Raw genomic sequence first — 25,608 nt, 5'->3', positions numbered from 1 at the left:
GGCGTGCCGGTGGAGCGGGCGTCACTCGGACGCGGCGCGGATGGTGGAGACCTGGTAGAGCGCGACGGATGCCGCGATGCCGGCGTTGAGCGACTCTGCGGCGGAGGAGATCGGGATCGACACGACCTGGTCGCACGTCTCGGTGACCAGCCGTGACAGCCCCTTGCCCTCCGAGCCGACGACGATGACGACGGGCCGATCTGCCAGTTCGAGCTGGGGCAGCGCGACGTCGCCGCCGCCATCGAGACCGAGCACGAACACGCCCTGCTTCTTGAACTCTTTGAGCGTCGTGGTCAGATTCGGTGCCATCGCGACCGGAACCCGGGCCGCGGCGCCGGCGCTCGTCTTCCACGCGGCCGAGTTGACGCCGGCCGAACGGCGCTGGGGAATGATGAGTCCCTGACCGCCGAAGGCGGCGGTGGAGCGGATGATCGCGCCGAGGTTGCGCGGATCGGTGATGCCGTCCAACGCGACCATCAGCGGCGTCTGCCCTTTTCCGATGATCTCCTCCAGCAGGTCCTGGGGGTGCGCGTACTCGTACGGCGGCACCTTGAGCGCGACACCCTGGTGCACGCCGTCGAAGCCGGCCATACGGTCGAGCTCGGGGCGGGTGACCTCCATCACGGGGATACCGCGCTGGGTCACGATCGACAGCATCTCCTTGACGCGATCGTCCATCTCGACGCGCTGGGCGATGTAGAACGCCGTCGCCGGGATGCGTGCACGCAGAGCTTCGAGCACGGAGTTGCGCCCGGTCACGTTCTCGGTGTCGTCGCCGGCCTTGGCCTTCGGCGCGCGGGACGGCGCCGGCTTCTGACCGGGGCGCCCCTTGCCGCCGGCGGCGGCGTAGCGCTCCATGGCGGCCTTGCGCTTGCCGGCGACGTGCCAGCTGCGGTCCTCGGCCTTGGGAGTCGGCCCCTTGCCCTCGAGCGCCTTGCGTCCGTTGCCGCCCGTGCCCTTGAGTGGGCCCTTCTTCTTGCCCTTGCCCGCGGAGGGGTTGCCCGGCTTAGCCATCATTCAGACTCCAATGGGTCCCGTCGGGACCGTCCTCGAGGACGACGCCGGCCGTCGCGATCGCGTCGCGAAGACGGTCGGCGGCCGCCCAGTCCTTGTTCGCGCGCGCCTGCGCACGCTGGGTGATCATCGCTTGCAGCAGCGCGTCCAGGGCGCGCGCCTCGGCAGCACCTGCTTCGGGTCGCCATTTCGGGTCGGCCGGATTCATACCGAGAACGCCGGTCATGCGGCCCACTTCGACGAAAGCGCGGGCCGCGGCATCCCGATCGCCCGCATCCAACGCCGCGTTTCCGGCGCGCACGGTCTCGTGGACGACCGCGAGCGCCTGCGGAATGCCGAGGTCGTCGTCCATCGCGGCAGCGAACGCCTCGGGGATATCGGCGGCCACCAGCGGCACCGCAGTGCCGAGCACCCGCGCGGCCCGCTGCTGGAACGTTCGGATGCGCTCGAGGGCCGCCTCGGCCTCGTCGAAGGATGCCGCGGTGAGATCGAGCGTGGACCGGTAGTGCGCCGCGCCGAGGGCGTAGCGCACGACGAGCGGGTCGCGGTCGGCCAGCACGTCCAGCGCGAGCAGATGATTGCCGAGCGACTTCGACATCTTCTGGTCGCCGACCGTGACCAGGCCGTTGTGCACCCAGTAGCGGGCGAACGCGTCACCCGCCGCACGCGACTGCGCCAACTCGTTCTCGTGGTGCGGGAAGCGCAGGTCGATGCCGCCGCCGTGGATGTCGAAGGAGGCACCCAGGTAGCGGCGGCTCATGGCGGAGCACTCGATGTGCCAGCCGGGCCTGCCCGGCCCCCAGGGGCTCTCCCACACGGCATCCGCCGGCTCATCGCTCTTCGCGCTCTTCCAGAGGGCGAAATCCCGCGGGTCGCGCTTGCCGCGCGCGTCCGCGTCGGCCGCCGGCTCCATCGCGTCGATGCTCTGATGGGTCAACTCTCCGTAGGCGGACCACGAACGCACGTCGAAATAGACGTCACCGGCCGCGGCGTAGGCATGACCGCGTTCGATGAGGGTGGCGATCAGCTCCTGCATCTGCGGGATCGATCCGGTGGCGCGCGGCTCGTAGGTCGGCGCGAGAATGCCGATCGCGGCATACGCGTACGCGAACTCGCGCTCCACGCGATACGCCAGCGCCCACCACGGCTCATCAGCGGTGGCGTTCTGCAGGACTTTGTCGTCGATGTCGGTGACGTTGCGCACGAACGTCACGCGTCCGAAACGGCGGGTGAGCCAGCGACGCAGCAGGTCGAACGCGAGCGCCGCACGCAGATGATGGATGCCGGGACCCGACTGCACCGTCGGACCGCACACGTACATCGTGACGTTCGCCGGATCCTGCGGCGCGAAGTCGCGCAACGCCTGCACCTGGGTGTCGTAGAGCCGGACCGTCACCGCTCCAGCCTACCCGCGCGCGCGAGACGCGACAGCGGCGCGGGCGTGGGAGCTCACACGGAGTAGACGAGCGCGACGGCGAAGGCGGCGACGCCGTCGCCCGTTCCCGTATAGCCGAGCCCATCGGTCGTGGTCGCCGATACGGCGACGGGCGCACCGAGCGCCGCAGACAGGACATGTTCGGCTTCCGCGCGGCGCGCGGCAAAGCGCGGGCGGCGCGCCTGCACCTGCACCGAGACGTTGCCGATCGAGAAGCCGGCGGCCTCCACCAGCTCCCGCGTGCGGGCCAGGAACGCCTCGGCGTGGGCGCCGGCGTACTGCGGTTGATCGGTGCCGAAATGGGTGCCGATGTCGCCGAGTCCCGCGGCGGCGAGCACGGCGTCCACGATGGCGTGCGCGACGGCATCCCCGTCCGAATGACCGTGCAGCGAGGGTTCACCGGGCCAGTGCAGTCCGGCCAGCCAGAGATCGCCGCTACCGCCGACGGCATGCACGTCGGTGCCGACGCCGACGCGCGGCACCGGCGCGGTGCGCCTCACCGGCGCGACAGCCAGGAGGGCTCGCGCGCGGTCGAGATCGCCCGGAGTGGTGATCTTGAAGCTCCGCTCATCGCCGGGCACCGTCCACACCGGTGTTCCCATGCTCTGCACGAGTGCGGCGTCGTCGGTGTGCTCGGCGGATGCCGCGGCATACGCCGCGTCGAGAATCGTGCGGCGGAATCCCTGCGGGGTCTGCGCGGCCGCCAGTTCGGAACGATCGATCGGCTCGCGCACGCGATCGCCGGACACCCGTTTGACGGTGTCGACCACAGGAAGCACCGGAAGCACCGCATCTTTGCCGTCTGTGAGCGCGTCGATGACGCGCGCGAAGACCTCGGGCGGAGTCAGAGCCCGCGCGGCGTCATGGACCAGCACGCGCTCGACGTCGGGCCACACGGCCCGCAGTCCGGCAGCCACCGACTCTTGCCGGCTGAGCCCGCCGGCGACGACCGTGACCAGGTCGTGCCGTTCGCCGGCGACGGCGCGCGCCTCGGTCAGGGCATCACCGACGCGGTCTGAGGGAGCGACGATCACGACCTGCGCGGCCGGGGCGGCGAACACACCCTCCAGCGCGTGGCGCAGAACCGTGTGGGTGTCGAGACCCACGAACGCCTTCGGAACACCCGCGCCCAACCGCTGACCGGATCCAGCCGCGACGACGATTACGGCGGTGTGGGGCACGGGAACCAACGGGTCGCTCATGTACCCGACACTACCGACGTGGCGCGCCGTCTTCCGGCGGATGCCGGGATCAGCTCGCGAGAACCTCGTCGAGGACCCCCGAGGCGTGATCCTCATCGGCCTTCAGCGCCAGAGCGATCTCGGACACGAGGATCTGACGAGCTTTGGCCAGCATGCGCTTCTCGCCGGCGGACAGGCCGCGGTCCTGGTCACGACGCCACAGGTCACGGACGACCTCGCTCACCTTGATCACGTCGCCGGACGCGAGCTTCTCGAGGTTGGCCTTGTAGCGGCGCGACCAGTTGGTGGGCTCTTCGGTGAACGGTGCGCGCAGCACGTCGAACACCTTCTCGAGACCGTCCTTGCCGATCACGTCACGAACACCGACCAGGTCGACGTTGTCAGCAGGGACCTCGATGATGAGGTCTCCCTGCGTGACGTTCAGCTTCAGGTACTTCTTGGTCTCGCCCTTGATGATCCGGTCCTTGACCTCGATGATCGTCGCGGCCCCGTGGTGCGGATAGACGACCGTCTCGCCAACCTCAAAAAGCATGCAGTTATGTCCTTTCGGCAAAGTCCAGAATACCACAGGCGACATACGCTAGGGTTCGCCGGCTGAGCATCCGCGGCGGGGGCGCCGGGGTGGCGCCGCGTCGCGGCATAGAATGAGCACACACCGACTCGTCCAGGAGGATCCGTGAACACGCGCCGTCTCGCGTCCGTCGCCCTCGCCGCCGCTGTGGTCCTCTCCACCGCCGGCTGCAGCATGATCTCACCGCAGGCCACGACCATCAGCTACTCGGCCGCTGAGGGCGTCAACATCACGCACTCGGCACCCCTGAAGGTGCGCAACGCGCTCTTCGTCGCCAACGAGAAGGGCACCGAAGCCAACTTCCTCGCGGCGATCGTCAACGACACCGACACCGACGAGACGCTGCTGGTGGGCATCGAGGGCACGACGCAGCGGGTGCCGGTCGCCGCGCACTCGACCGTCAGCCTGGGCTTCGACGGCGCAGATCCGCTGCTGTTCACCGGCCTGTCGGCCAAGCCCGGCACCGACGTGCGCACCACGTTCCAGTCCGGCACCGGCGAGGCCGTGGAAGACCGCGTTCCGGTCTTGGACGGCACCCTGTCGTACCTGAAGGACTTCGTTCCCGCGAACTGATCCCGCTCACGGATATCGGCGGCGTCCCTCCTCACGAGGGGCGCCGCCGATCTTCGTGTCGCGGGGAAGGGCGCGTCAGGCTTCGAAGCGGTAGCCGAGCCCGCGCACGGTCAGGAGCATGACCGGCTCGCTCGGATTGCGTTCGATCCGTGACCGGATGCGCTTGATGTGCACGTCGAGCGTCTTGGTGTCGCCGAAGTAATCGCTCCCCCAGACCCGGTCGATCAACTGGCCGCGCGTCAGCACGCGCCCCGCGTTGCGCATGAGCACCTCGAGCAGCTCGAACTCCTTCAGCGGCATCGGGATGGTCTCACCGTCGACGGCGACGGTGTGCCGATCGATGTCCAGCACGACCCTTCCGCCGTCGACGACGCTGTCGTCGAGCCCCAGCTCGGGGCCTTCGCTGCGTCGCAGCACCGCCCGCATCCGCGCGAGCAGCTCGCGCGACGAGTAGGGCTTCGTCACGTAGTCGTCGGCGCCCAGCTCGAGACCGACGACGATATCGACCTCGGAGTCCTTCGCTGTCAGCATGATGATGGGCACTTTGGAGGTCGAGCGCACCACACGGCACACCTCGGTTCCCGGCATCCCCGGGAGCATGAGGTCGAGCAGGATGATGTCGGCGTCGCGCGAGGCGAACGCATCGAGGGCCGCGGGGCCGTCCTCGGCGATCTCGACCTCGAATCCCTCACGGCGCAGCAGATAGGCGAGCGGATCGGCCAGATCGGGCTCATCCTCGACGATCAGGACGCGGGTCATCGCTTCTTCTCTCCTTTCGCCCGCGCACCATCGCGGGCGGCCTTCTTCTTCTTGCGTTTCTTGGGAGCGGGAAGGTCGTCGGGCGCAGGGACGGCGGGCAGTCGCACGGTGAAGGTCGAGCCCCGCCCCGGACGCGACCAGACCTCGACCTCTCCCCCGTGCCGCTGCACCGCGTGCTTGACGATCGACAGCCCCAGCCCCGTGCCGCCGGTGCGGCGCGAGCGCGCCTGGTCGGCACGATAGAACCGCTCGAACACGCGTTCCTGCTCGTCCTCCGGAATGCCGATCCCCCGATCGGTGACCGCGATCTCGACGACCCCGCCGTCCCGTTTCACGCCGACGCCGACCTGTCCGCCCTGCGGCGAGTACGCGATCGCGTTGGCCACCAGGTTGGCGACGGCCTCGGTGAGCACCTGCACGTCACCGCGCACGTACGCGTGCCTCTCGCCCCCGCGGGCGACGGTGATGGCGGCCGAGTCTGCGGCGACCGACTGGGACTCGATGGCGGCGGCGACGACCTCGTCGACGGACACGTCGCGCAGTTCCGTCAGATCGTCGGCGGACTGCAGCCGCGACAGGTTCATGATGCGCGACGTGAGCTGGCTGAGCCGCGCCGCCTCGGCGCTGAGGCGACTGGCGAAATGACGCACCTGATCGGGATCGTCGGCGGCCGACTCGACCGCCTCCGCGAGCAGGCTCACCGCACCCACCGGCGTCTTCAGCTCATGGCTGGTGTTGGCGACGAAGTCGCGGCGCATCTCCTCGACGCGCTCCCGCTCCGTGATGTCACGGATGACGATGAGGATCAACCGCGGCGTGATCACGCTCGCCCGGGCCGAGACCAGCCGCGGCTCGACGCCGCGCTTGAGCCGCATCGTCTGCGTCTCCGGCGCCTCGGTACGACGGACGGTCCGGGCGAGGGCGCGCAGCTCATCGCCCGGCAGTGCGTAGTCCTCGTGCATGCCGAACAGCTCCGCGGGCGCCGAGACGGCGACGATCTGCAGCGACGTGTCGACGACCACCGCGACTTCGTCCATCCCCTGGAGCACCGCCGCCGTCCCGTCGGGCAGGGCCGTGGATGCCGCGACACGCGCGCGGTCACGCGCCCGCAGCGCGATGAGCACGAGCGTGGCCACTCCGCCGCCGAGGACGAGGCCGAGGATCAGCGCGATCGCCGGCTGCAGGGACTCCATGGCTCCCAGCGTAGGGTGGTTGGACACCGCAGATTCACGATACGGATCAACGCCGGAAACGGCGTCGGCAACGTTCATCGCTGCGGCACCGATCGTTAACCTTGGCCCGCGATGATCACCGGGTCAGGAGGCGGCACCGTGCCTGCCTGCCGGAAGAGAGGCCCTCTCATGCGCGAAGTGTTCCACCAGTCGCTCGAGGACGTGCAGTCGCGTCTCGTCGAGATCGCCGAGCTGGTCACGGAGGCGATCGACAAGGCCACCCGCGCCTTCGGTACCAGCGACGTCGCCCTTGCCGAAGAGGTCATCGAAGCCGACCAGACGATCGACGACAAGGCGGTCGCGCTCGACGAGCTGGCGATCCAGATCCTCGCTCGTCAGCAACCGGTCGCCCGCGATCTGCGCGTCGTCGTCGCGGCCCTGCGCGTCAGCGCCTCCTTGGAGCGCATGGGCGACATCGCCGAGCACATCGCTCAGCTCACCCGCATGCGCTTCCCCGAGCGCGCCATCCCGAAGGGCCTGAAGGGGACCTTCACCAAGATGGGTGAACTCGACGTCGAGGTCGCGAAGACCCTCACCGAGCTGCTGCGCACCGAAGACCTCAGCTACCTCGAAACGCTGCGCACACTCGACGACAAGGTCGATGACCACCACCTCGCCGTCTTCGAGAAGGTGCTGAGCGAGAACTGGCAGGGCGAGGCCGGAGCCACCGTCGATGCGACGCTGGCCAGCCGCTACCTCGAGCGCTTCGCCGACCACGCCGTCTCGGTGGCCAAGAAGGTGGCCTACCTCGCTACCGGCGACTGGACGCCCGACACCGACACCATCGCCGTCATCATCGCCGAGGGCGAATCGGTCGACGGCGTCGAGTGAGACGTCGCCTCCGCCGCGGCGGAGGCGGAAAACGATGAGGGGGATGCCGGTCGGCATCCCCCTCTCGCATTCGTACGGCCGCTGAGCCTCAGCCCTTGCCCTGGCTCGCGACAGCCGCGGCGCCGGCAGCGGCGGCCTCGGGGTCGAGGTACGCACCCGGCTCGAGCGGCATGAGGTCTTCACCGAGGCGGTAGACGAGCGGGATGCCGGTCGGGATGTTCAGCTCGGCGATGTCGGCGTCGCTGATGCCGTCGAGGTGCTTGACCAGGCCGCGCAGCGAGTTGCCGTGCGCGGTCACGAGAACGGTCTTGCCCGCCTTCAGGTCGGGGACGATCTCGTTCTCCCAGTACGGCAGGAGGCGGTCGATCACGATCTTCAGCGACTCGGTGCGCGGCACCTCGCCGTCGATGCCAGCGTAGCGAGGGTCGTTCACCTGGCTGTAGGGCGAGTCGTCGGGAAGGGCGGGAGGCGGCACATCGAACGAGCGGCGCCACAGCATGAACTGCTCCTCACCGAACTGCTCGAGCGTTTCTGCCTTGTCCTTGCCCTGGAGGTCGCCGTAGTGACGCTCGTTGAGGCGCCACGACCGCTTCACGGGGATCCACAGACGATCGGCCGCGTCCAGCGCGATGTTGGCCGTCTGGATCGCCCGACTGAGCAGCGACGTGTGCAGCACATCGGGCAGGATGCCGGAATCCTTCAGCAGTTCACCGCCGCGCGCGGCCTCGCCGCGACCCTGCTCGGTGAGGCGGACGTCCACCCATCCGGTGAACTGGTTGGTCTTGTTCCACTCGCTCTGCCCGTGGCGGAGGAGGATCAGCGTGTACGGCGCGGTCATGATCGTCATCCTACCGGCGCGCGCGCTGGCATCATGGGGGGATGCCGCCGGAGAAAGCCCCCGCTCGTGGGGTGGTCGGTCAGATCACGCGCGGCACGACGAACACCAACCGGCTGCGCCGCATCGACCGCTGGATCGCCCGGCATCCCGTGCTGAGGCGCGCCGACGATCCGTTCGTCATCGACCTCGGATACGGCGCGAGCGCCGTCACCGTGCTCGAGCTCGAGGAGCGGCTGCGGCGCGCCCGCCCCGGTGTCGATGTGCTCGGGCTGGAGATCGATCCGGCCCGGGTCGAGCGGGCCCGCACGCAGCTGGTCGACGTGCGCGCGGGGCGCACGGCGTTCTCGCCCGACGCTCACGTGTCCTTCGCCCGCGGCGGGTTCGAGGTGCCGACGCCGCAGGGGCGCCGACCTGCGGTGCTGCGGGCGTTCAACGTGCTGCGGCAGTACGACGAGCACGAGGTGAAGGAGGCGTGGGCGCGCATGACGCAGCGCCTGCATCCCGACGGCATCCTCGTGGAAGGCACCTGCGACGAGCTCGGCCGGATCTGCACGTGGGTCGAGATCGGCGCCGACGCCGCGCCACGAACGCTCACGCTGTCGTTGCGTCTGAGCGAGCTCGCCTCCCCGTCGATCGCCGCGGAGCGGCTGCCGAAGGCCCTCATCCACCGCAACGTGCCCGGTGAGCCGGTGCACGATTTCCTGCGCACCCTCGACGAGGAGTGGACACGCGCCGTCGGCACCGCGTCGTTCGGACCGGTGCAGCGCTGGCGCGCCGCGCTCGACGCGATGCACGCGGCGGGCTGGCCTGTGGGCGGTCGCGCGCGCTGGCGGCTGGGCGAGGTCACCGTGCCCTGGAGCCTGGTCGCTCCCGTCGTCTGACCGGCGCCCGTCGGCGAACGGCCGACCGAGCGCAGGCGATCTGCCCAGCACAGGCGGATTCTGCGCCGTTCTGCCTCTCCCCGGCAGATTGCCTGCCCTCGGCGGCGCGCCATCGGCGGTTCGGGGCGGCCTCGCTCACACGCGCGGGATCGCGGCGCGCGCCTCGTCGGCGGGCATCCCCGCCGCCGTCATGAGGTCGACGGCCAGCGGGCGCAGCGCACCGATGAGCGTCTGATCGACGGCCGAGCTGCGATCGGCGAGAACGGTGGGATCCAGACGGGCCGCCACGGCACGGACGGCTTCGCGGGCGGCCGGCTCGTAGGAGATGTCGCCGAGCGACTCCGCGATGAGGCGCGCACCGGCCGCAAGTTCGGCGAGCAGGTCGGCGGCGATCGGGCGCGGTTGCCGGTCATCGCAGAGGTAGACGACGCGGCGGGCGATCACGCGCAGATTGCGGGTGGCCAGGTCCAGGTGCAGGCGGATGCGCTCCTGCCGCTGGAACTCCGAGCGCTGGCGGCGCAGGAACGGCGAGATGCGGGCGATCTCCGAACCCGACTCGATTCCGGCGCGCCACTGGTCGACCAGCCCCTGAAGGGCGCGCGCCTTGGTGAGTCCGCGCTCTGCGCGCACCGCGTCACCGCGGCGCAGGGCCTGCACGAGGGTCGACACGGCGCCGTCGAACGCCGACAACAGCGCCGCTCCTTCCCGCGCGACCGTACGCTGTGGGCTGCGCGGCAGCAACGCCGTCACCAGCAGGGCCATGACACCCCCGACGAGACCGTCGATCATCCGGAGGAACGGCACGCTCACCGGGATGACCATCACGATCGCCGACTGCATCGCCGCGGCGATCGCGAACGCCGGCTGCGGCGAGAGGAAGCGTGCGACGATCAGCGAGGCCGTCAGCGTGATGCCCAACTGCCACCACCCGATGCCCGCGACGAACACGATCAGCTCCGCGACGAGGATTCCGACGACCATTCCGATCACCGTCTCCAGCACCCGGCGCGGTCGGGCGTCCCTGACGAGACCGAGGCTCGAGACCGTGACGGTGGCCGCCAGCAGGGGCGCCGCGTGACCGAGCACGTAATGGGCGAACGAGAACGCCGCGGTCGCTGCGATCACGATCTGCGCGATCGCAGGAGCCGACACGATGACGCGGTCGATGCCGACACGCGGATGCCAGCGGGAACGCCACCCGGTCGGGATGGCGGCGGTCTGCGCAGCCGTGTTCCCGGGGCGTTCCGAGGGCGGCGGCGCGGACGTCACCGTGCTCAGCGGCGCCGGGAGAGCCGCGGCATCCGCGGGATCGATGCGGTGCGCCCAGCGTCGGGCGGAACGATGACCTCCTGCGCCGCCGCGATGCGCCCCTCGTCCACCGCGACCGTCAGATCAGCCTCGACCGGAACCGTGCGCTTGACGTATGCGAGCGCGATCGGCCCCTCCTCGAAGTGGCGTGCGACGGAGGTCACCGCGCCGACCGCCTCGTCGCCGAGGAAGACCTCGGCTCCCCCCACCGGCAGGTCGGCGTCGCTGCCATCCAGCTGCAGGGCGACGAGCCGGCGCGGCGGATGACCGAGGTTGTGCACCTTCGCGACCGTCTCCTGACCGCGGTAGCAGCCCTTGTCCAGGTGCACCGCGGTGCGCAGCCAGTCGGCCTCGTGCGGCAGCGCCCGTCCGTCGGCCTCGGTCGCGGCGCGAGGACGCCAGGCGGCGACGCGGACGGCATCGACGGCCATCCATCCGGCGACGGGCTGATCACCGGATGCCGCGGCCTCGGCGAGGCGGGACGCCGCATCGACCGGCACGATCGCCTCCGCCCAGTCGTACGACTCCCCCGGGTGCGGGTCGGCGGGAGCGTATCCCCACCCGCCGGTGCCGACCGCAGGCCACGGGTCGTGCCAGATCGCGAGCGGGTCGAGCGCAGCAACCGCTTGCGCGGTGCCGCCGATGACGCGCACCTCCTCCGAAAGGTCCTGCGGCTCTACCCGCAACCGGAACCGCATGCGACTGAGCCACGTCACGAGCGCCGCGGAGCGGGACCGATCGACGATCAGCCACGTGCGCTCACCGTCGTCCACGACTCCCGCGGCGTGTTCGACGTGGCCCTGCGGGTCGAGCACGAGCAGCTCGGTGCTGGTGCCCGGTGCGAGCGCCGTGAGCGCCTGCGAGGTGATGGAATCCAGCCAGCTGAGGCGGTCGACACCGTCGACCGCGACCACGACCCGGTCTTCGAGGGGCGCAAGTGCCCGTCCGGCGATGAGATCGCGCTGTTCACGCGCGGGCGCGGCCACATGCACCAGCCCACGCTCGTCGATGACGGCACCGGGAACGACGGTGAACGCGCTGGCGACGGCGGCAGGACGAGGCGCCTCGGACATGCTCACTCGGCCCGCGCCAGTCGTGCCGACGCGTGCGAACCGAGCTCGCCGCCGAGCGCGGCGATGTCCCACGCCCAGAGCAGGTGGCCGTCGACGAGGCCGTACATCCGGGTCGCCGCGGTGTAGACCTTCGCGCTGGCGGGGCGCACTACGGCATCCGTCGCCAGGTCGATGCGCGGACCGCGCACCTGCCCCACGTAGAGCTCGCTGATGCCGTCGGAGTGGACGATGGCGACCTCGAGATCGAAGCCGCCCTCCGCATTGCGAAGAGCCTCGACGTCGTCGGCCGTGCGCGAGGCGTCGCGTACCGCCGACGGCGGCAGCAGTGCCGGGCCGGCGTCGGCCTGCTCGAGCGGGCGAGCGAGGCACCAGTACCCGGTCTCGGCCACGAGAGGGGTGCGGGACTCGTCATCGGCGACGAACCAGGCGTTCGCCGCGTAGTTGACGTAGTCGCCGCCGTCATGGCTGAAGCTCACCCGATGGGCGAACTCGCCGCGGAAGGCGACACCGTCGGCCTCATAGTCGATGACGCCGGTGCCTTCCCAGACGCCGAGCAGCCACGAGAGCGGAACGAGATCGGCCGGCAGGTCGGTCGGCAGGTCGATCATGCCGATCAGCGCTGGCCGCGGTAGAGGTTCTTGATCACGACACCCGACACGAAGACGATCGCGAGCGAGGCGAGCGCGAGCAACCCGACGAAGAAGAGTTCGAGCGCGAGCAGGTCCATGTCCTCACTCTACCGTCACGCGAACATGCTGGAGAGTCCGAGACCGAGCCCGATCAGGCCCATCACCACGAACGCACCGAGAGTGCTCAGCGCCACCCGACGCACGAAGCCCTGCGAGTGTCCCTGCACCAGTTGCACGACGAAGGCGAGGATGAGGCAGGCGGCCATGCCCACCGGCATCCATGCGGCGCGCCACTCGCCCGGAGCGACGACGCCGATCACGATCGCGATCACCGCGCCGGCGGCCCAGACTCCGACGATGCCGCCGTACTCGGCGCGGGGCGCCAATCCAGGAAGCGTCATCCTCCCATTGTCACCGACGCGCGCACTCCGCGCACGTCGGCCGAGCCACCCGCGCACGGCGCCCGTGCGAGCGGGTTCTAAGATGGGGGCACGGTTCGGGGGCATCCGAACCCGAAGGGACCCCCATTGGCTCAGCTTCTCGTCTTGAGTTCCGCCCCGGGCGGGGGCCCCGTCCTGCCTGCGCTCGAGCTGCTCAGCCATCGCGTCCGGCAGATTCTCGCCGAGCCGGCCCAGCTCGTGAACGCGCCGAGCTCGGATGTCATCTTCGTCGACGCCCGTGCCGACCTGGTCGGGGCGAAGTCGCTGTGCAAGATCCTCAACACGACGGGCCTGGACGCACCGCTGGTGCTCGTCGTGACCGAGGGGGGCCTCACGGCGGTGTCGACGGACTGGGGCATCGACGACGTGATCCTGGTCGGTGCCGGCCCCGCCGAGGTCGACGCGCGCATCCGGCTGGCGGTCGGACGCCAATCCGCATCACAGGTCTCCAGCCGCATCCAGACCTCTGGCATCACGATCGATGAGTCGTCCTACTCGGCCAAGGTGCACGGCAAGCCGCTGGATCTCACCTACAAGGAGTTCCAGCTGCTCCACTTCTTCGCGACGCATCCCTCGCGCGTGTTCACGCGCGAGCAGCTGCTGAGCGAGGTGTGGGGTTACGACTACTTCGGGGGCACGAGGACGGTCGACGTGCACGTACGACGCCTGCGCGCCAAACTCGGAGACCTCGAACAGCTCATCGGCACCGTGCGCAACGTGGGGTACCGGTTCAACGTGTACGAGGACGACCAGATCCCGACCTCCCGCGAGGCGAGCCAGGCGTGATGACGACTGTCGGGCCGGGCGGCGACGACGCGGTTAACGCGGCGGTCACCTGGCACTGACATGATGAGGGAATGATCGACACCGACGTTCTGGACACCGGGCTGGGCGACGAGGACGACGACGACTTCGACGAGATGGTCGAAGCCGGCGACGCCCAGCTTCCCGAGCACCGCTACATGGACCGCGAGCTCAGCTGGCTCGCGTTCAACCAGCGGGTGCTGGAGCTCGCGGAAGACCCGTCGTTGCCGGTCCTCGAGCGCGCCAACTTCCTCGCGATCTTCGCCAGCAACCTCGACGAGTTCTTCATGGTGCGCGTGGCCGGTCTGAAGCGCCGTATCGTCACCGGTCTCGCCGTGCCGACGAACGTCGGTCGCGCCCCGCAGGACGTCTTGGCCGACATTTCGGATGCCGCCCACGCACTGCAGTTGCGCCAGGCCGGAGTCTGGCTCGACGTGGTCCAGCCGGCCCTCGCCGCGGCCGGCATCGAGGTGGTCTCCTGGGACGACCTGTCGGACGAGGACCGCGAGGATCTCTACGACTACTTCCAGTCGCAGGTGTTCCCGGTGCTCATGCCCCTCGCCGTCGACCCGGCTCACCCCTTCCCCTACATCTCCGGTTTGTCGTTGAATCTCGCCATCCGCATCCGCAACGCGAAGACCGGGCGGCAGGAGTTCGCGCGCCTGAAGGTGCCGCCTATGCTCCCCCGGTTCGTCGCGCTGCCCGGCAAGCCCGGTCGGGCGCGCTACCTGCCGTTGGAGCAGCTGATCGCGAACCACCTCGGCGACCTGTTCCCGGGAATGGAGATCCTCGAGCATCACACGTTCCGCCTGACCCGCAACGAGGACGTGGTCATCGAGGAGGACGAGACCGAGAACCTGATCCAGGCGCTCGAGGCCGAGCTGCTGCGCAGGCGGTTCGGGCCGCCGATCCGGCTCGAAGTCGGCGACGACATGGACGAGGTGACCCTCGACCTGCTCATCAACGAGCTGTCGATCACCGAGCAGGAGGTCTACCGGCTTCCGGGGCTCCTCGACCTGCGCGGGCTGTTCGAGCTCAGCGCGGTCGACCGGCCCGAGCTGCGCTACGCCCCGCACGTGCCGACGACGGCCGTGGCATTCCAGCCGCTCGAGCAGAACGGCCGCGCCGACCTGTTCGCCGCGATCCGCAAGGCCGACGTTCTGGTCCACCACCCGTACGAGTCTTTCGCGACCAGCGTGCAGGCGTTCCTCGAGCAGGCCGCGCGCGACCCGCACGTGCTCGCGATCAAGCAGACGCTGTACCGCACCTCGGGTGACAGCCCGATCGTGCAGGCGCTCATCGATGCGGCCGAATCCGGCAAGCAGGTGCTCGCGCTCGTCGAGCTCAAGGCCCGCTTCGACGAGGCGGCCAATATCGTCTGGGCGCGCAAGCTCGAGAAGGCGGGCGTGCACGTCGTCTACGGGCTCGTCGGACTCAAGACCCATTGCAAGCTCGCGCTGATCATCCGCGAGGAAGACGGCGTGCTCCAGCACTACAGCCACATCGGAACGGGCAACTACAACCCGAAGACGAGCCGCATCTACGAGGACTTCGGACTCTTCACCACCGACGGACAGGTCGGAAAGGATCTGACGCGCCTGTTCAACGAACTCAGCGGCTACGCGATCGAGAAGAAGTTCAAGCGACTGCTCGTGGCCCCCCTGCATCTGCGGAAGGGGCTCCTGCGTCAGATCGACAAGGAGCGCCGCAACGCGCTGGCCGGCAGGCCCGCCGCCATCCGCATCAAGGTCAACTCCATGGTCGACGAGGAGATCATCGACTCCCTGTACCGGGCGAGCCAGGCCGGCGTGAAGGTGGACATCTGGGTGCGGGGCATCTGCTCGATCAAGCCGGGGATGCCGGGCGTGAGCGAGAACATCACCGTCCGCAGCATCCTCGGCCGATATCTCGAGCACTCCCGCATCTTCGCGTTCCACAACGACGGCGATGCCGAGATCTACATCGGCAGCGCCGACATGATGCACCGCAACCTCGACCGCCGCGTCGAAGCGCTCGTGCGCGTCGCCGCGCCCGCGCATCTGAAGGAGCTCACCGAACTGTTCGACCGCGCGATGAGCGACGACACCAGCTCGTGGTGGCTGGGTCGCGACGGCGAGTGGACGCGGCACAGCGTGGATGCCGACGGCACGCCGCTCCTGGATCTGCAGGACTACACGATGGCCAACGTTCCGCGCCGCCGGCGCGCACGGGCGGTCCGATGACCGACAACGCTGTCTACGCGGCGGGCGGAGTGATCTGGCGCGTCGTGGACGGCAGACTCATGGTGCTCGTCATCCACCGGACGGCGTACGCCGACGTCACCCTCCCCAAAGGGAAGGTCGACCCGGGCGAAACGCTCGCGGAGACGGCTGTGCGGGAGATCTTCGAAGAGACCGGCATCCGCGTGCATCTGGGCATCCCGGTGGGAGTGTCGAGATATCGGATGCCGAGCAAGCGGCAGAAGATCGTGCACTACTGGGCCGCGGAGGCGACCGACGAAGCCATCCGCGCCTCCGCCTTCGTGCCGAATCGCGAGATCGCCGCCCTCGAGTGGGTGACCCCGAAGCGGGCACGGGGCTACCTGAGCTACCCCGTCGACGTCGAGATCCTCGACAACTTCCTGCGCTTCGTCGACGACGGCATCCTCGAGACGTTCCCGCTCATCGTGCTGCGCCACGCGAAGGCGACTCCGCGCGACGGGTGGAAGGGCGCGGATGCCGCGCGAACCCTGACGGATCGCGGCGCCCGTCAGGCCGGGTCGATCGTGGGGCCGCTCGCCGCATTCGGGGTGCGCAAGATCGTCAGCAGTGACGCCGTGCGCTGTGTGGCCACCGTCACCCCGCTCGCCGCGGCGCTCGGCCGCAAGATCGTGCGGACGTCGCTGATCAGCCAGGACGCCTGGGAGGCCGGTGAAAGCGATACGCGCAGCGTCGTCGGGCGTCGAGTCCGGTCGCGCAAGCCCGCGGTGCTGTGCAGTCACGGCCCCCTCCTGCCCGACATGCTCACCGAGATCGCCCTCGCCACAGGCACCCTGCGGGGTTCGTATCTGGGCAGCGCATCGGCCCTGGAGCCGGGCTCCTTCTCGGTCGTGCATCTCTCCACGACCAACCCGGGCTCGGGCATCGTCGCGATCGAGACGCACGAACCGAAGCCCTGAGCGCATGCACCCGACAGGGGTGCTGCGCCCACGTTCACCTCCCGTTCACCTCCCGAGCCCACTCCCTTAAGAGTGCGTGTCTACCTTCGGAGCCAGCCCCGCACCGGGCTGCCAAACCCCGAATGTGAAGGATTCACAGTGAAGAAGACTCGATTCGCCCTCGTGGGCGCTGCGATCGCCATCGGCGCCGTCGCCCTCGCGGGATGTTCCTCCGGCACCGCCAGCTCCGGCGGCAGCACGCCCTCCTCGGCCGCGAGCCAGGCGGGTGTGACCTCCACCATCGACGCAAGCCTGACCGGCACCGTCACCGCCGGCGGCTCGAGCGCCCAGGCCAACGCCCAGTCGGCGTGGGTCAGCGCCTACAACGCCCAGGTCAAGGGCGTCACCATCAACTACGACAAGTCGCAGGGCTCCGGCGGCGGCGTCACCAACTTCCTCAGCGGCGCGTACGATTTCGCCGGGTCGGACTTCCCGATGACCGCCGACGACACCACCAAGTCCAAGGCCACCTGCGGCACGGGCGGGATCAACGTCCCCATCTACCTCGATGGCGTCTCGATCGTCTATAACATCCCCGGCGTGTCGAGCCTCACGCTCTCCGGCGACACCATCGCGAAGATCTTCAACCTGAAGATCACGGACTGGTCCGACCCGGCCATCACGAAGGACAACGGCGGCACCGCGCTGCCGGCCGGCGCCATCACCACGGTCGCGCGTTCGGACGGCTCGGGCACGACGTTCAACTTCCTCAGCTACCTCGCCGGCACCCAGGCCGCGTCGTGGACGTACCCGGCGGGCAAGAACTGGCCCGTGTCGGGCAACGTCTCGCTGCAGAAGGGGAACCCGGGGGTCGCCGGCGCCGTGCAAGGCGGCACCGGCACGATCGGCTACGTCGACCACGCCGCTATCGGGAAGCTCAACGAGGCTGCCGTGCTCGTGGGCACCACCCCGGTGAAATACTCGGCCGCAGGCGTCACCAACACGTTCGACAAGGCGGCCGTGGAGAGCTCCAACGGCGTGACGGGCGACCTGTCGAAGAAGTTCGACTACACCAAGCTGACCGCCGACACGTACCCGATCCCGCTGGTGTCGTACGCGATCCTGTGCACCACGTTCAAGGACGCCAAGCAGGCCGCGATCACCAAGTCGTACCTGAGCTTCATCGCCTCGTCGGTGGGCCAGCAGGTCGCGGCCAAGAACGCCGGATCGGCCCCGCTGCCGGTATCGGTGCTCGAGGCGACGCAGAAGAGCATCGCCGCGATCAAGTAGACGCAGCTTCTCGGTCGGCCCGTCCCAGCGGTACGCTCGGGCGGGCCGATTCGAGTGCGGCCCGACCTCCCTCCGAGAGCGAGGATGCTCGCACGTGCGAAAACCCGAAGGAACCTCATGGCTCAGACGCTGACCGGCCCGCCGGGTACACGAGGCACCAACCGGCGACGCGCCAGCGACACGGTCTTCCTCGGCCTGTCGGCGGCGTCGGCCACCTCGATCATGCTCATCCTCGCCGGTGTGGCGATCTTCCTCATCATCCAGGGTCTGCCCGCGATCACCGCGAACTGGAGCGCCAATCCCGACCTGAGCGCCATCCAGAACCCCGCGCAGGTGCCGTGGCGCAGCTTCTGGGACTACGTGGGACCGCTGCTCTGGGGCAGCATCTGGTCGTCTTTGATCGCGCTGGTGCTCGGCGCGCCGGTCGCGATCGGCATCGCGCTGTTCATCTCCCACTACGCGCCGCGCAGCATCGCCGGCGCGCTCGGGTACATCATCGATCTCCTGGCCGCCGTGCCCTCGATCGTGTTCGGCCTGTGGGGCATCATCGTGATCCGCCCGTTCCTGCTTCCCCTGTCGCAGTTCCTGAACGAGTACCTCGGCTGGATCCCGCTCTTCAGCGGCCCCGTCACCAACACGGGCTCGACGATGTTCGCCGGCGGCGTGGTGCTCGCGGTGATGATCCTCCCGATCATCACCTCCATCACGCGGGAGGTCTTCCTGCAGACGCCGCGCCTGGACGAAGAGGCTGCCTTGGCCCTGGGTGCGACCCGATGGGAGATGGTGCGGCTTGCGGTGCTGCCCTACGCGCGCAGCGGCATGGTCTCGGCGACGCTCCTCGGCCTCGGTCGTGCGCTCGGCGAGACGATGGCCATCGCACTGATCATCTCGCCGTCGCTGCTGTTCTCGGTGCAGGTCCTCACCGACGGGTACAACTCCCAGACGATCGCGGCGAACATCGCCCTGAACTTCCCGGTGGCCACCGACATCCAGCGCTCCGCGCTGATCGGCACCGGGCTGATGCTGTTCGTCGTCTCCCTCGCCGTGAACATGCTGGCCCGCTACATCATCGCGGCCACGGGGCCCGGCGCGAAGGGCCGCAAGAGAGGAAAGCGCTCGTGAGCGAGCTCACCACCCCCGTGGCCACGACGTCCACGCCGCCGCTGTCGCTCACCAGCGGTCAGCTGCCGCGGTTCATCGAGCCCATCGTGCTCGTCGTCTCGCTCGCGGTGATCGCCGCCCTCCAGCTCGTGCTCGGCGGCTTCAACGTCGCGACCTGGCTCATCCTCAGCGCGGTCGTCTACCTGATCGCCATCGGCGTCTTCTCGGCGATCGTCGAAGGCAGGCGCAAGTCGACCGACCGCGTCGTGCGCGGTCTGGTCACGGTGGCCTTCGTCCTGGCCGTGGCTCCGCTCATCTCGACGCTGTGGACCGTGTTCTCCAAAGGCATGGGCGTCATGTCGTGGGACTTCATCACCAAGGTGGGCGGGACCGCATTCGACCCCAATACCCTGGCCGTGGTCTCGACGCCCGGCGCACTGCAGGCCATCGTCGGAACGCTCATCATCACGGGGATCGCGGCGTTGATCTCGGTGCCGATCGGCATCCTCGCCGCCGTCTACCTCATCGAGTACGCGCAGCCGAAGAACCCGCTGCGCCGCACGATCACGTTCCTGGTCGATGTGATGACCGGCATTCCGTCGATCGTCGCCGGTCTGTTCGCCTTCTCGCTTTTCGCCCTCATCGTCGGTCCGAAGGCATTCAGCGGATTCTCGGCATCCATCGCCCTCTCGGTGCTCATGATCCCGATCGTGATCCGCTCCACCGAGGAGATGCTGCGCCTGGTGCCCGCCGACCTCCGCGAGGCGTCGTTCGCCCTCGGCGTGCCGCGATCGATCACGATCATCAAGGTGGTCCTGCGCACCGCCGCCAGCGGCATCATCACCGGCGTCGTGCTCGCCGTGGCCCGTGTCATCGGCGAGACGGCGCCGATCTTCATCGCCGCGAGCTTCACCGACAACTTCAACTCCGACCCGTTCAACGGTGCGATGCAGACCCTGCCGGTCATGGCCTACACGGCCTACAGTTTCCCGGGGCAGGACATCGACGCCTCTCAGGCCCAGGCCTGGGGCGCGGCGCTGCTGCTGGTCATCCTCGTCGTCATCTTCAACCTGATCGCCCGGATCGTCGCGATGGTCTTCGCGCCGAAGGCACGCTAAGCAAGGAAGGCCCCTGTGTCCAAGCGCATCGAAGTCGAAAACCTCAACGTCTACTACGGCGATTTCCTCGCCGTGGAGGGCGTCTCCATGGAGATCGAACCCCGCGCCGTCACGGCGTTCATCGGGCCGTCCGGCTGCGGCAAGTCCACGTTCCTGCGCACGCTCAACCGCATGCACGAGGTCATCCCCGGCGCCCGAGTCGAAGGCAAGGTCCTCGTCGACGGCGATGACCTGTACGGCAGCGGCGTGGACCCCGTGCTCGTGCGTCGTCACGTCGGCATGGTGTTCCAGCGGGCGAACCCGTTCCCGACCATGTCGATCAAGGAGAACGTGCTGGCCGGCGTGAAGCTCAACAACAAGCGCATCTCCAAGAGCGACGCCGACGCCCTCGTCGAACGCTCGCTGCAGGGCGCAAACCTCTGGAACGAGGTCAAGGACCGCCTCGACAAGCCCGGTGCGGGCCTGTCGGGCGGGCAGCAGCAGCGCTTGTGCATCGCGCGCGCGATCGCGGTCTCCCCCGACGTGCTGCTGATGGACGAGCCGTGCTCGGCCCTGGACCCGATCTCGACGTTCGCGATCGAGGAGCTCATCCAGGAGCTGAAGACGGAGTACACGATCGTCATCGTGACGCACAACATGCAGCAGGCATCGCGTGTGTCCGACAAGACGGCGTTCTTCAACATCGCCGGCACCGGCAAGCCCGGAAAGCTCATCGAGTACGACAACACCGACACCATCTTCACGGCCCCGTCCGTGCAGGCGACCGAGGACTACGTCTCCGGCCGCTTCGGCTGAATCGCCCGGCGGAGAACGACCACGGCAACCGAACTGCAAGGGTTTCGTAACGACACGCCGCGCGCGGCGGCATCCGCCCGGCGAGTCGCCTGACGGGCCTTGCAGTTCGGCACGCGGCGGCCGTCGGCAACACGTCCTGCACAGGCCGTGCGGTGTGCGGATTTGTCCACGGATGCCGAGAACCGAGCGGTCATGCCCGTACGTACTGTGCAGGGTGTCGCCATGTGCGATGCGTCCCAGGCCGTCTTCACCACCGGAGCTCTCCTGCGCAGCGGCTTGTCGCGAAGCCAGTTGCGACAACACATCAGCGCGGGTACGTTCCACCGATGCCGCCGAGGCGTCTACACGACCGTCGGCGCCTGCGACGCTGCACGAGACATAGGCACCCACGGCGGACGGTTCGCCTGCGTCACTGCGGCTCGGCACCTGGGACTCTGGGTTCTGACCGACGATGCGCGGACGCACGTGTGGCTCTGCGACGGACAGCGGACCTACCATCCCCGCGGATGCGGCTGTGTCGAACACTGGGATGACGGCCGCCTCGGACGTGCCGGGACGAGCGCGTCCGTGCCGCGCGTCCTGCTGCAGATCCAGCGGTGCCACGGCGTCGAAGAGTTCTTCGTCGTGCTCGAATCGGCGCTGCGACTCGGTCTCATCGATGACGATGGTCGGCGATGGCTGCACGAGCGGGTCGATGCCGCGGGGCGCGAAGCTCTCGCCCTCGCCCGCGACGATGCCGACAGCGGGCTGGAGTCGCTGCTGCGCTGGCGCCTTCGCCGCCTCGACCTGCGGGTGCAGACCCAGCGCACTGTCGTGGGCGTCGGGCGGGTCGACCTGCTGATCGGGGACCGACTTCTCATCGAAGCGGATGGCGTCGACAATCACGATGGTCCGTCGCACCGCCATAAGGACCTCGTGCGCGATGCCAACGCGGCCGCCTGGGGCCTGGTGACGTTGCGATTCGACTATGCCCTCATCGTGCACGACTGGGATCTCGTCGAAGCCGCGATCGTCGGCATGCTCGCGACGCTCGCGCAGGCGCCCCGGGTCACCATCTGACGCCCGCCTCCCCGCCGCCGCTCCTCTCCTCGCCTCCTCTGCTCGCGACGCAACTGCAAGGCGCAGGTCTCGACACACCGGTCACCGACGGCCACGGGCGGCGTGTCGCCGCCGACGCCTCGCAGTTCGGCATCCGTCATGCCGCGAGGACGCGGGCCGGCGTGCGCGTCAGTCGCGGGGGCGTCAGTCGCGCGGGCTCAGGAGGTACGCGTTCATGGATGCCGTGAGGGCGGCATCCCCCGCGAGTTCGCGCTCGTCGATCGCCGTGACCGGGGCGGCGAGGCGCACGCTCGACACGAGCCACGCGGCGTCGGCCGTCTGCAGTTCCGATACGGGGATCGTCTCGTAGCCGGTCTCGAATCCGCGCGCCTCGAGGTGCTCGAACAGGCTGAGCTGCGTGGTCCCATGCAGGATGCCGGCGTTCGGCGCGGGCGTGACGAAGCTGTTGCCGCGGCGAAGGATCAATGAGGCGGTCGGTGCCTCGAGCACGAAGCCGTCGCTCGTGACGAAGATCGCATCGTCCGCACCGCGACGGTGCGCTTCGCGCAGGGCCGCCATGTTCACGGCATACGACAGCGTCTTGGCCCCGAGCAGCAGCCACGGCGCGCGGGAGGGCACGTCGAGCGCGTACCCCCGGTCGAGCGTGACGACACGGATGCCGCGACCACGTGCGGCCGAGAAATCGGCGGCCGGTGCGGCGGTGACCCAGGCGGTCGGCGTCGGGCCGTGCTCGATGCCGCGGCTGAGGATGAGTTTGATGACCGCCTCGCCCGTACCGCAGGCCGACGCGGCGAGAGCCACAGCCTGGCGCCACTGCTCCGCGTGAGGCTGCGGCAGATCGCACAGCCGCGCCGAATGTCCCAGACGGGACAGGTGCGCCGCCACCTCCTGTGCGTGACCGTCGATGACCCCGATCGATTCGAAGATGCCGTCGCCGCGCTGCGTGCTGAGCTCCCCGACGGTCAGTGCGGGGGCGGCCGGATCGACCTCGGTGAACGTGCCCGCGAAGTCGGAGCGAGTATCGCCACTGTCGGCGGGGTCGATCATCAGCGCGAAGTGCCATGCCATGACCCGAGCCTAGACCGCGGGAATAGCTCGCAGAGGCGGTCCGTTACACTGGAACAGCCGGGCCGCAGTAACCCCGGGCTCCATCTTTCGCCGCTCCGAGCGGCCTCGCGCCGAGAGGCGTTCTGCGGCCCGGCACTTCTCTGCCCGGACGTCCGAATGCTCCGTTTCGACTCGTCACTGCGCTCCTCGCTCAACGACCGGGTGAGGCGCCTGCCCCCGGTCACTGCGCTCCTCGCTCAACGACCGAAGATGCGCGACAGGCTCCCGGTCGTTGAGCGAGCGCAGCGAGTCGAAACGCCCCGCGCCCAACGCGACGCCGCACGCCCGGTCAGGTCAGCGCGTCACGCCGCCACAGCCCGGCGCACGCCGTGAGATCGCCCGCGTAGGTGTCCAGGCGTAGCGCCCGGGTGGTGAAGGTACTCGCGCGGTCCGGTTCGGTGTCGTCGTAGTCGTCGGCGAGGTCCGCGGCGCCGGCGGCCTCGACGCGGCAGAACGAGGCGGCGCGTTCCAGGGCGACGGCGAAGTCGCCGGTGAACACGCCGCGCAGGATCTCATCGACCAGCGTGATCAGCTCTTCCGGCCCGGCCGGTGTCGGAGCTCCCGCGACGACGTCGTCGACCGAGTGCAGCACCGTGCGCCCCCGCTCGTACAGCAGGGCGGCGGTCGCGGCATCGTCGCGCACCATCAGCTGCAGCAGGTAGAGACGCCACAGCGTCCCGGGCAGAGACTTCGCTGGGGAGTGCGACCACAGCTCCGCGACGGTCTCGAGGCCGTGGGCGTCGGTGAACGTGATCAGCCGCTCGACGACGGCATCCGTGGGCTCGTCGCGCACGCGCGTGATCAGGGCGGATGCCGTGGCGTGCGCGATCCGCGACACGTCGGCCGGGTCGGTGGAGCCGAACCGACGGTCGAACGTGTCCGCCGGCCGATGGACGGGGCGGTGATAGTCCCGGGGCTCGTCGCTCATCGTTCCAGGCTACCGGCGGCCGCAGCGGTGGGCTCAGGCGCTGGTCGGGATGGCGATGATGGGCTTGGTGGTCGGATTGCCGTCGGGCGAGCCTCCGGCCTGTTCGATGGTCACCGCGATGGTGTCGCCGGGCTGCATCGTCCCGCTGAGCTCCGCCGTGGTCACCGAGCCGGACGCGTCGAAGGTGCCCGCCGCGATCGGCTGGGTTCCGCGCACGAACCACAGTTCGAAGGTGCGATCGTTCGGCAGCTCGGGCAACCCGTCGGCGACCAGCACCACCTTGCCGACGCTGGCCGACCAGTGCGCCGTGGCCTCGCCGCCCTGGAAGCTGACCTGCGCCGACGAGGCGTCGGGGGCCGACTGGATCTGCTCCAGCGCGGTCACCGCGGCCGGCGTACGCCACAGGTTGGTCACGGCTCCCGTGCCCCACCCGATTGCGACGAGCAGTGCGACCGAGGCGACGAGAGCGAAAAGTCCGCGCGTCCAGTTTCGACGCTGCACCGCCTGGACCACTTCTGTCGGCGGCGCGACCGGAGCGGTTTCGGCGCGCTCCTCCGCGACGGTGGATGCCGCGGCATCCGCTGCGGTCGGCGACTCGTCGGTGTCGATCGCCCGCATCAGTCGCGAGCGGAGGTCCAGCGGCGGAGCGACCGGCGGGATGCCGTCGGCCAGGACGTCGATGGCGGCGGCGTCGAGGCGGGCGACCTGTTCCCACTCGGGGTGCGCGGCCAGGGCAGCCTGATAGGCGCGCTCGTCGTCGAGCGACAGCGCGTTCAGCGCGTGCCCTGCCGAGAGCTCGGCAAACTCGTCGGCTCCGATGTCTCGGTACTCGCGGTCGTTCATGACGTCACCCCCATCTCCTGCCTCAGGCGCGACAAACCGTCGCGCATTCTTGTCTTGATCGTCCCCAGGGGCGATCCCACCAGTGCGGCGATCTCGCTCTGAGAATATCCCCCGACATACGACAGCAGCAGTGCTTCGCGCTGCGCATCGGGAAGTGCGTCCATCGCCCGGGCGACGCGCCTGCTTTCGATACGCAGGGCGACCTGGTCGTCGACGCTGTCCTGGCCGCTGTTCAGTTCGCGCAGTCCCGCCTTTTCGTCGCGCTCGGTGCTGGCACGTGTGGAACGTACCCGATCGACGGCGCGGCGGTGGGCGATGGTGAGGACCCAGGACCGTCCCTGCCCCTTGTTCGGAACGAAGCCCGAAGCGGATTGCCACACCTCGAGAAACACGTCCTGAAGCACTTCTTCGCTGAGCGCACGGTTGACCAGCACCCGCAGAATGAGTCCGAACGCGCGCGGCGCGAGCATGTCGTAGAGCTGTCCGAACGCGGCGCGGTCGCCCGCGGCGACGCGCACCAGAAGCTCCCCGGCGTGATCGCGTGCCGGCGAATCCTCGGGTACGTCCACACCGTCGATGACCATCTCTCTCAGCATGCCGTATCACCGTCCTCCTGTCGTGCAGCCCGCGCGCGGGTGGCG

General features: G+C 69.2%; 26 protein-coding genes. 11 read left to right on the top strand and 15 right to left on the bottom strand.

Annotated features, from left to right (window positions below; translation table 11 throughout):
• Positions 1-21: 21 nt before the first annotated feature.
• The 4 genes from rlmB to ABS64_RS08325 are packed head-to-tail and all read right to left on the bottom strand — an operon-like array spanning position 22 to position 4,183.
• On the bottom strand, positions 22-1,014 hold the full coding sequence (gene rlmB / locus ABS64_RS08340; protein WP_292682723.1) for a 23S rRNA (guanosine(2251)-2'-O)-methyltransferase RlmB: 993 nt from the start codon (positions 1,012-1,014) through the stop codon (positions 22-24).
• Positions 1,007-2,410, bottom strand: coding sequence for a cysteine--tRNA ligase (gene cysS, locus ABS64_RS08335; RefSeq protein ID WP_292682676.1), 1,404 nt, complete (start codon positions 2,408-2,410; stop codon positions 1,007-1,009). The genes rlmB and cysS overlap by 8 nt, the downstream gene beginning before the upstream one ends.
• Before the next feature lie 53 nt (positions 2,411-2,463).
• The gene (ispD, locus tag ABS64_RS08330) at positions 2,464-3,651 is read right to left on the bottom strand and encodes a 2-C-methyl-D-erythritol 4-phosphate cytidylyltransferase (protein WP_204947524.1); all 1,188 of its coding nucleotides are present in this window, start codon (positions 3,649-3,651) and stop codon (positions 2,464-2,466) included.
• A gap of 49 nt (positions 3,652-3,700) precedes the next feature.
• Positions 3,701-4,183: a CarD family transcriptional regulator gene (locus tag ABS64_RS08325; protein ID WP_005051117.1), complete on the bottom strand. Its 483-nt coding sequence runs from the start codon at positions 4,181-4,183 to the stop codon at positions 3,701-3,703.
• Positions 4,184-4,327: 144 nt separating this feature from the next.
• Between ABS64_RS08325 and ABS64_RS08320 the strand changes: the two genes are divergently transcribed.
• A complete protein-coding gene (locus tag ABS64_RS08320) occupies positions 4,328-4,795 on the top strand; it encodes a DNA modification methylase (protein ID WP_204947525.1) in 468 nt (155 codons plus the stop codon).
• A 75-nt stretch (positions 4,796-4,870) separates the two neighbouring features.
• On the opposite strand, the gene ABS64_RS08315 is transcribed toward ABS64_RS08320, so the two are convergent.
• The gene (locus tag ABS64_RS08315; RefSeq protein WP_204947526.1) at positions 4,871-5,554 is read right to left on the bottom strand and encodes a response regulator transcription factor; all 684 of its coding nucleotides are present in this window, start codon (positions 5,552-5,554) and stop codon (positions 4,871-4,873) included.
• Positions 5,551-6,747, bottom strand: coding sequence for an ATP-binding protein (locus ABS64_RS08310; protein ID WP_233449537.1), 1,197 nt, complete (start codon positions 6,745-6,747; stop codon positions 5,551-5,553). The genes ABS64_RS08315 and ABS64_RS08310 overlap by 4 nt, the downstream gene beginning before the upstream one ends.
• Before the next feature lie 168 nt (positions 6,748-6,915).
• Here ABS64_RS08310 and phoU point away from each other — a divergent pair, with 168 nt between their 5' ends.
• Positions 6,916-7,617 (top strand): phosphate signaling complex protein PhoU, encoded by a 702-nt coding sequence (gene phoU, locus ABS64_RS08305; RefSeq protein WP_292682670.1) that lies wholly within the window; start codon positions 6,916-6,918, stop codon positions 7,615-7,617.
• An 88-nt stretch (positions 7,618-7,705) separates the two neighbouring features.
• Here phoU and ABS64_RS08300 read toward each other — a convergent pair whose 3' ends face one another.
• Entirely contained in the window at positions 7,706-8,455 is a 750-nt protein-coding gene (locus ABS64_RS08300; RefSeq protein ID WP_005051130.1) for a phosphoglyceromutase, read from the bottom strand.
• A gap of 41 nt (positions 8,456-8,496) precedes the next feature.
• Here ABS64_RS08300 and ABS64_RS08295 point away from each other — a divergent pair, with 41 nt between their 5' ends.
• Positions 8,497-9,336 (top strand): class I SAM-dependent methyltransferase, encoded by an 840-nt coding sequence (locus ABS64_RS08295; RefSeq protein ID WP_288119403.1) that lies wholly within the window; start codon positions 8,497-8,499, stop codon positions 9,334-9,336.
• Positions 9,337-9,471: 135 nt separating this feature from the next.
• On the opposite strand, the gene ABS64_RS08290 is transcribed toward ABS64_RS08295, so the two are convergent.
• From ABS64_RS08290 to ABS64_RS08275, 4 genes are all read right to left on the bottom strand, one after another.
• Positions 9,472-10,605, bottom strand: a complete 1,134-nt coding sequence (locus ABS64_RS08290) for an FUSC family protein (protein WP_292682664.1) — start codon at positions 10,603-10,605, stop codon at positions 9,472-9,474.
• 5 nt (positions 10,606-10,610) lie between these two features.
• Entirely contained in the window at positions 10,611-11,717 is a 1,107-nt protein-coding gene (locus ABS64_RS08285) for a glycine cleavage T C-terminal barrel domain-containing protein (RefSeq protein ID WP_292682720.1), read from the bottom strand.
• 2 nt (positions 11,718-11,719) lie between these two features.
• Complete coding sequence (locus ABS64_RS08280; RefSeq protein ID WP_292682661.1) at positions 11,720-12,325, bottom strand: FABP family protein; 606 nt, start codon at positions 12,323-12,325, stop codon at positions 11,720-11,722.
• Between the two features lie 134 nt (positions 12,326-12,459).
• Positions 12,460-12,747 carry a hypothetical protein gene (locus ABS64_RS08275; RefSeq protein WP_005051143.1) on the bottom strand — a complete coding sequence of 96 codons (288 nt, stop codon included), beginning with the start codon at positions 12,745-12,747 and terminating at the stop codon, positions 12,460-12,462.
• 126 nt (positions 12,748-12,873) lie between these two features.
• On the opposite strand from ABS64_RS08275, the gene ABS64_RS08270 reads away from it, so the two are divergent.
• From ABS64_RS08270 to ABS64_RS08235, 8 genes are all read left to right on the top strand, one after another.
• Positions 12,874-13,572 (top strand): response regulator transcription factor, encoded by a 699-nt coding sequence (locus tag ABS64_RS08270; RefSeq protein ID WP_292682658.1) that lies wholly within the window; start codon positions 12,874-12,876, stop codon positions 13,570-13,572.
• A 71-nt stretch (positions 13,573-13,643) separates the two neighbouring features.
• Entirely contained in the window at positions 13,644-15,812 is a 2,169-nt protein-coding gene (locus ABS64_RS08265) for an RNA degradosome polyphosphate kinase (RefSeq protein WP_292682656.1), read from the top strand.
• On the top strand, positions 15,809-16,747 hold the full coding sequence (locus ABS64_RS08260; RefSeq protein WP_292682653.1) for an NUDIX domain-containing protein: 939 nt from the start codon (positions 15,809-15,811) through the stop codon (positions 16,745-16,747). The genes ABS64_RS08265 and ABS64_RS08260 overlap by 4 nt, the downstream gene beginning before the upstream one ends.
• A 138-nt stretch (positions 16,748-16,885) precedes the next feature.
• Positions 16,886-18,016 (top strand): phosphate ABC transporter substrate-binding protein PstS, encoded by a 1,131-nt coding sequence (locus ABS64_RS08255; RefSeq protein WP_292682651.1) that lies wholly within the window; start codon positions 16,886-16,888, stop codon positions 18,014-18,016.
• Between the two features lie 117 nt (positions 18,017-18,133).
• Positions 18,134-19,138, top strand: a complete 1,005-nt coding sequence (pstC, locus tag ABS64_RS08250) for a phosphate ABC transporter permease subunit PstC (RefSeq protein WP_292682649.1) — start codon at positions 18,134-18,136, stop codon at positions 19,136-19,138.
• Positions 19,135-20,235 (top strand): phosphate ABC transporter permease PstA, encoded by a 1,101-nt coding sequence (pstA, locus tag ABS64_RS08245; protein WP_005051162.1) that lies wholly within the window; start codon positions 19,135-19,137, stop codon positions 20,233-20,235. The genes pstC and pstA overlap by 4 nt, the downstream gene beginning before the upstream one ends.
• 15 nt (positions 20,236-20,250) lie before the next feature.
• The gene (pstB, locus tag ABS64_RS08240; RefSeq protein ID WP_005051164.1) at positions 20,251-21,030 is read left to right on the top strand and encodes a phosphate ABC transporter ATP-binding protein PstB; all 780 of its coding nucleotides are present in this window, start codon (positions 20,251-20,253) and stop codon (positions 21,028-21,030) included.
• 567 nt (positions 21,031-21,597) lie between these two features.
• Complete coding sequence (locus tag ABS64_RS08235) at positions 21,598-22,089, top strand: DUF559 domain-containing protein (RefSeq protein WP_292682620.1); 492 nt, start codon at positions 21,598-21,600, stop codon at positions 22,087-22,089.
• A 183-nt stretch (positions 22,090-22,272) separates the two neighbouring features.
• Here the strand turns inward: ABS64_RS08235 and ABS64_RS08230 are convergent, their stop codons facing one another.
• The 4 genes from ABS64_RS08230 to sigK form a co-directional block, all read right to left on the bottom strand.
• Positions 22,273-23,157, bottom strand: a complete 885-nt coding sequence (locus tag ABS64_RS08230; protein WP_292682618.1) for an aminodeoxychorismate lyase — start codon at positions 23,155-23,157, stop codon at positions 22,273-22,275.
• A 328-nt stretch (positions 23,158-23,485) separates the two neighbouring features.
• A complete protein-coding gene (locus ABS64_RS08225; protein ID WP_292682616.1) occupies positions 23,486-24,124 on the bottom strand; it encodes a DNA-directed RNA polymerase subunit beta in 639 nt (212 codons plus the stop codon).
• Between the two features lie 33 nt (positions 24,125-24,157).
• Positions 24,158-24,967, bottom strand: a complete 810-nt coding sequence (locus tag ABS64_RS08220) for an anti-sigma factor (protein ID WP_005051172.1) — start codon at positions 24,965-24,967, stop codon at positions 24,158-24,160.
• On the bottom strand, positions 24,964-25,563 hold the full coding sequence (gene sigK / locus ABS64_RS08215) for an ECF RNA polymerase sigma factor SigK (protein ID WP_292682613.1): 600 nt from the start codon (positions 25,561-25,563) through the stop codon (positions 24,964-24,966). The genes ABS64_RS08220 and sigK overlap by 4 nt, the downstream gene beginning before the upstream one ends.
• Positions 25,564-25,608 lie beyond the last annotated feature (45 nt).

This window comes from Microbacterium sp. SCN 69-37 (assembly GCF_001724435.1).
In the GTDB taxonomy this organism is placed as follows: domain Bacteria; phylum Actinomycetota; class Actinomycetes; order Actinomycetales; family Microbacteriaceae; genus Microbacterium; species Microbacterium laevaniformans.
Note: the sequence above shows the minus strand (reverse complement) of the source record. Positions and strands in the feature narration are given on the sequence as shown.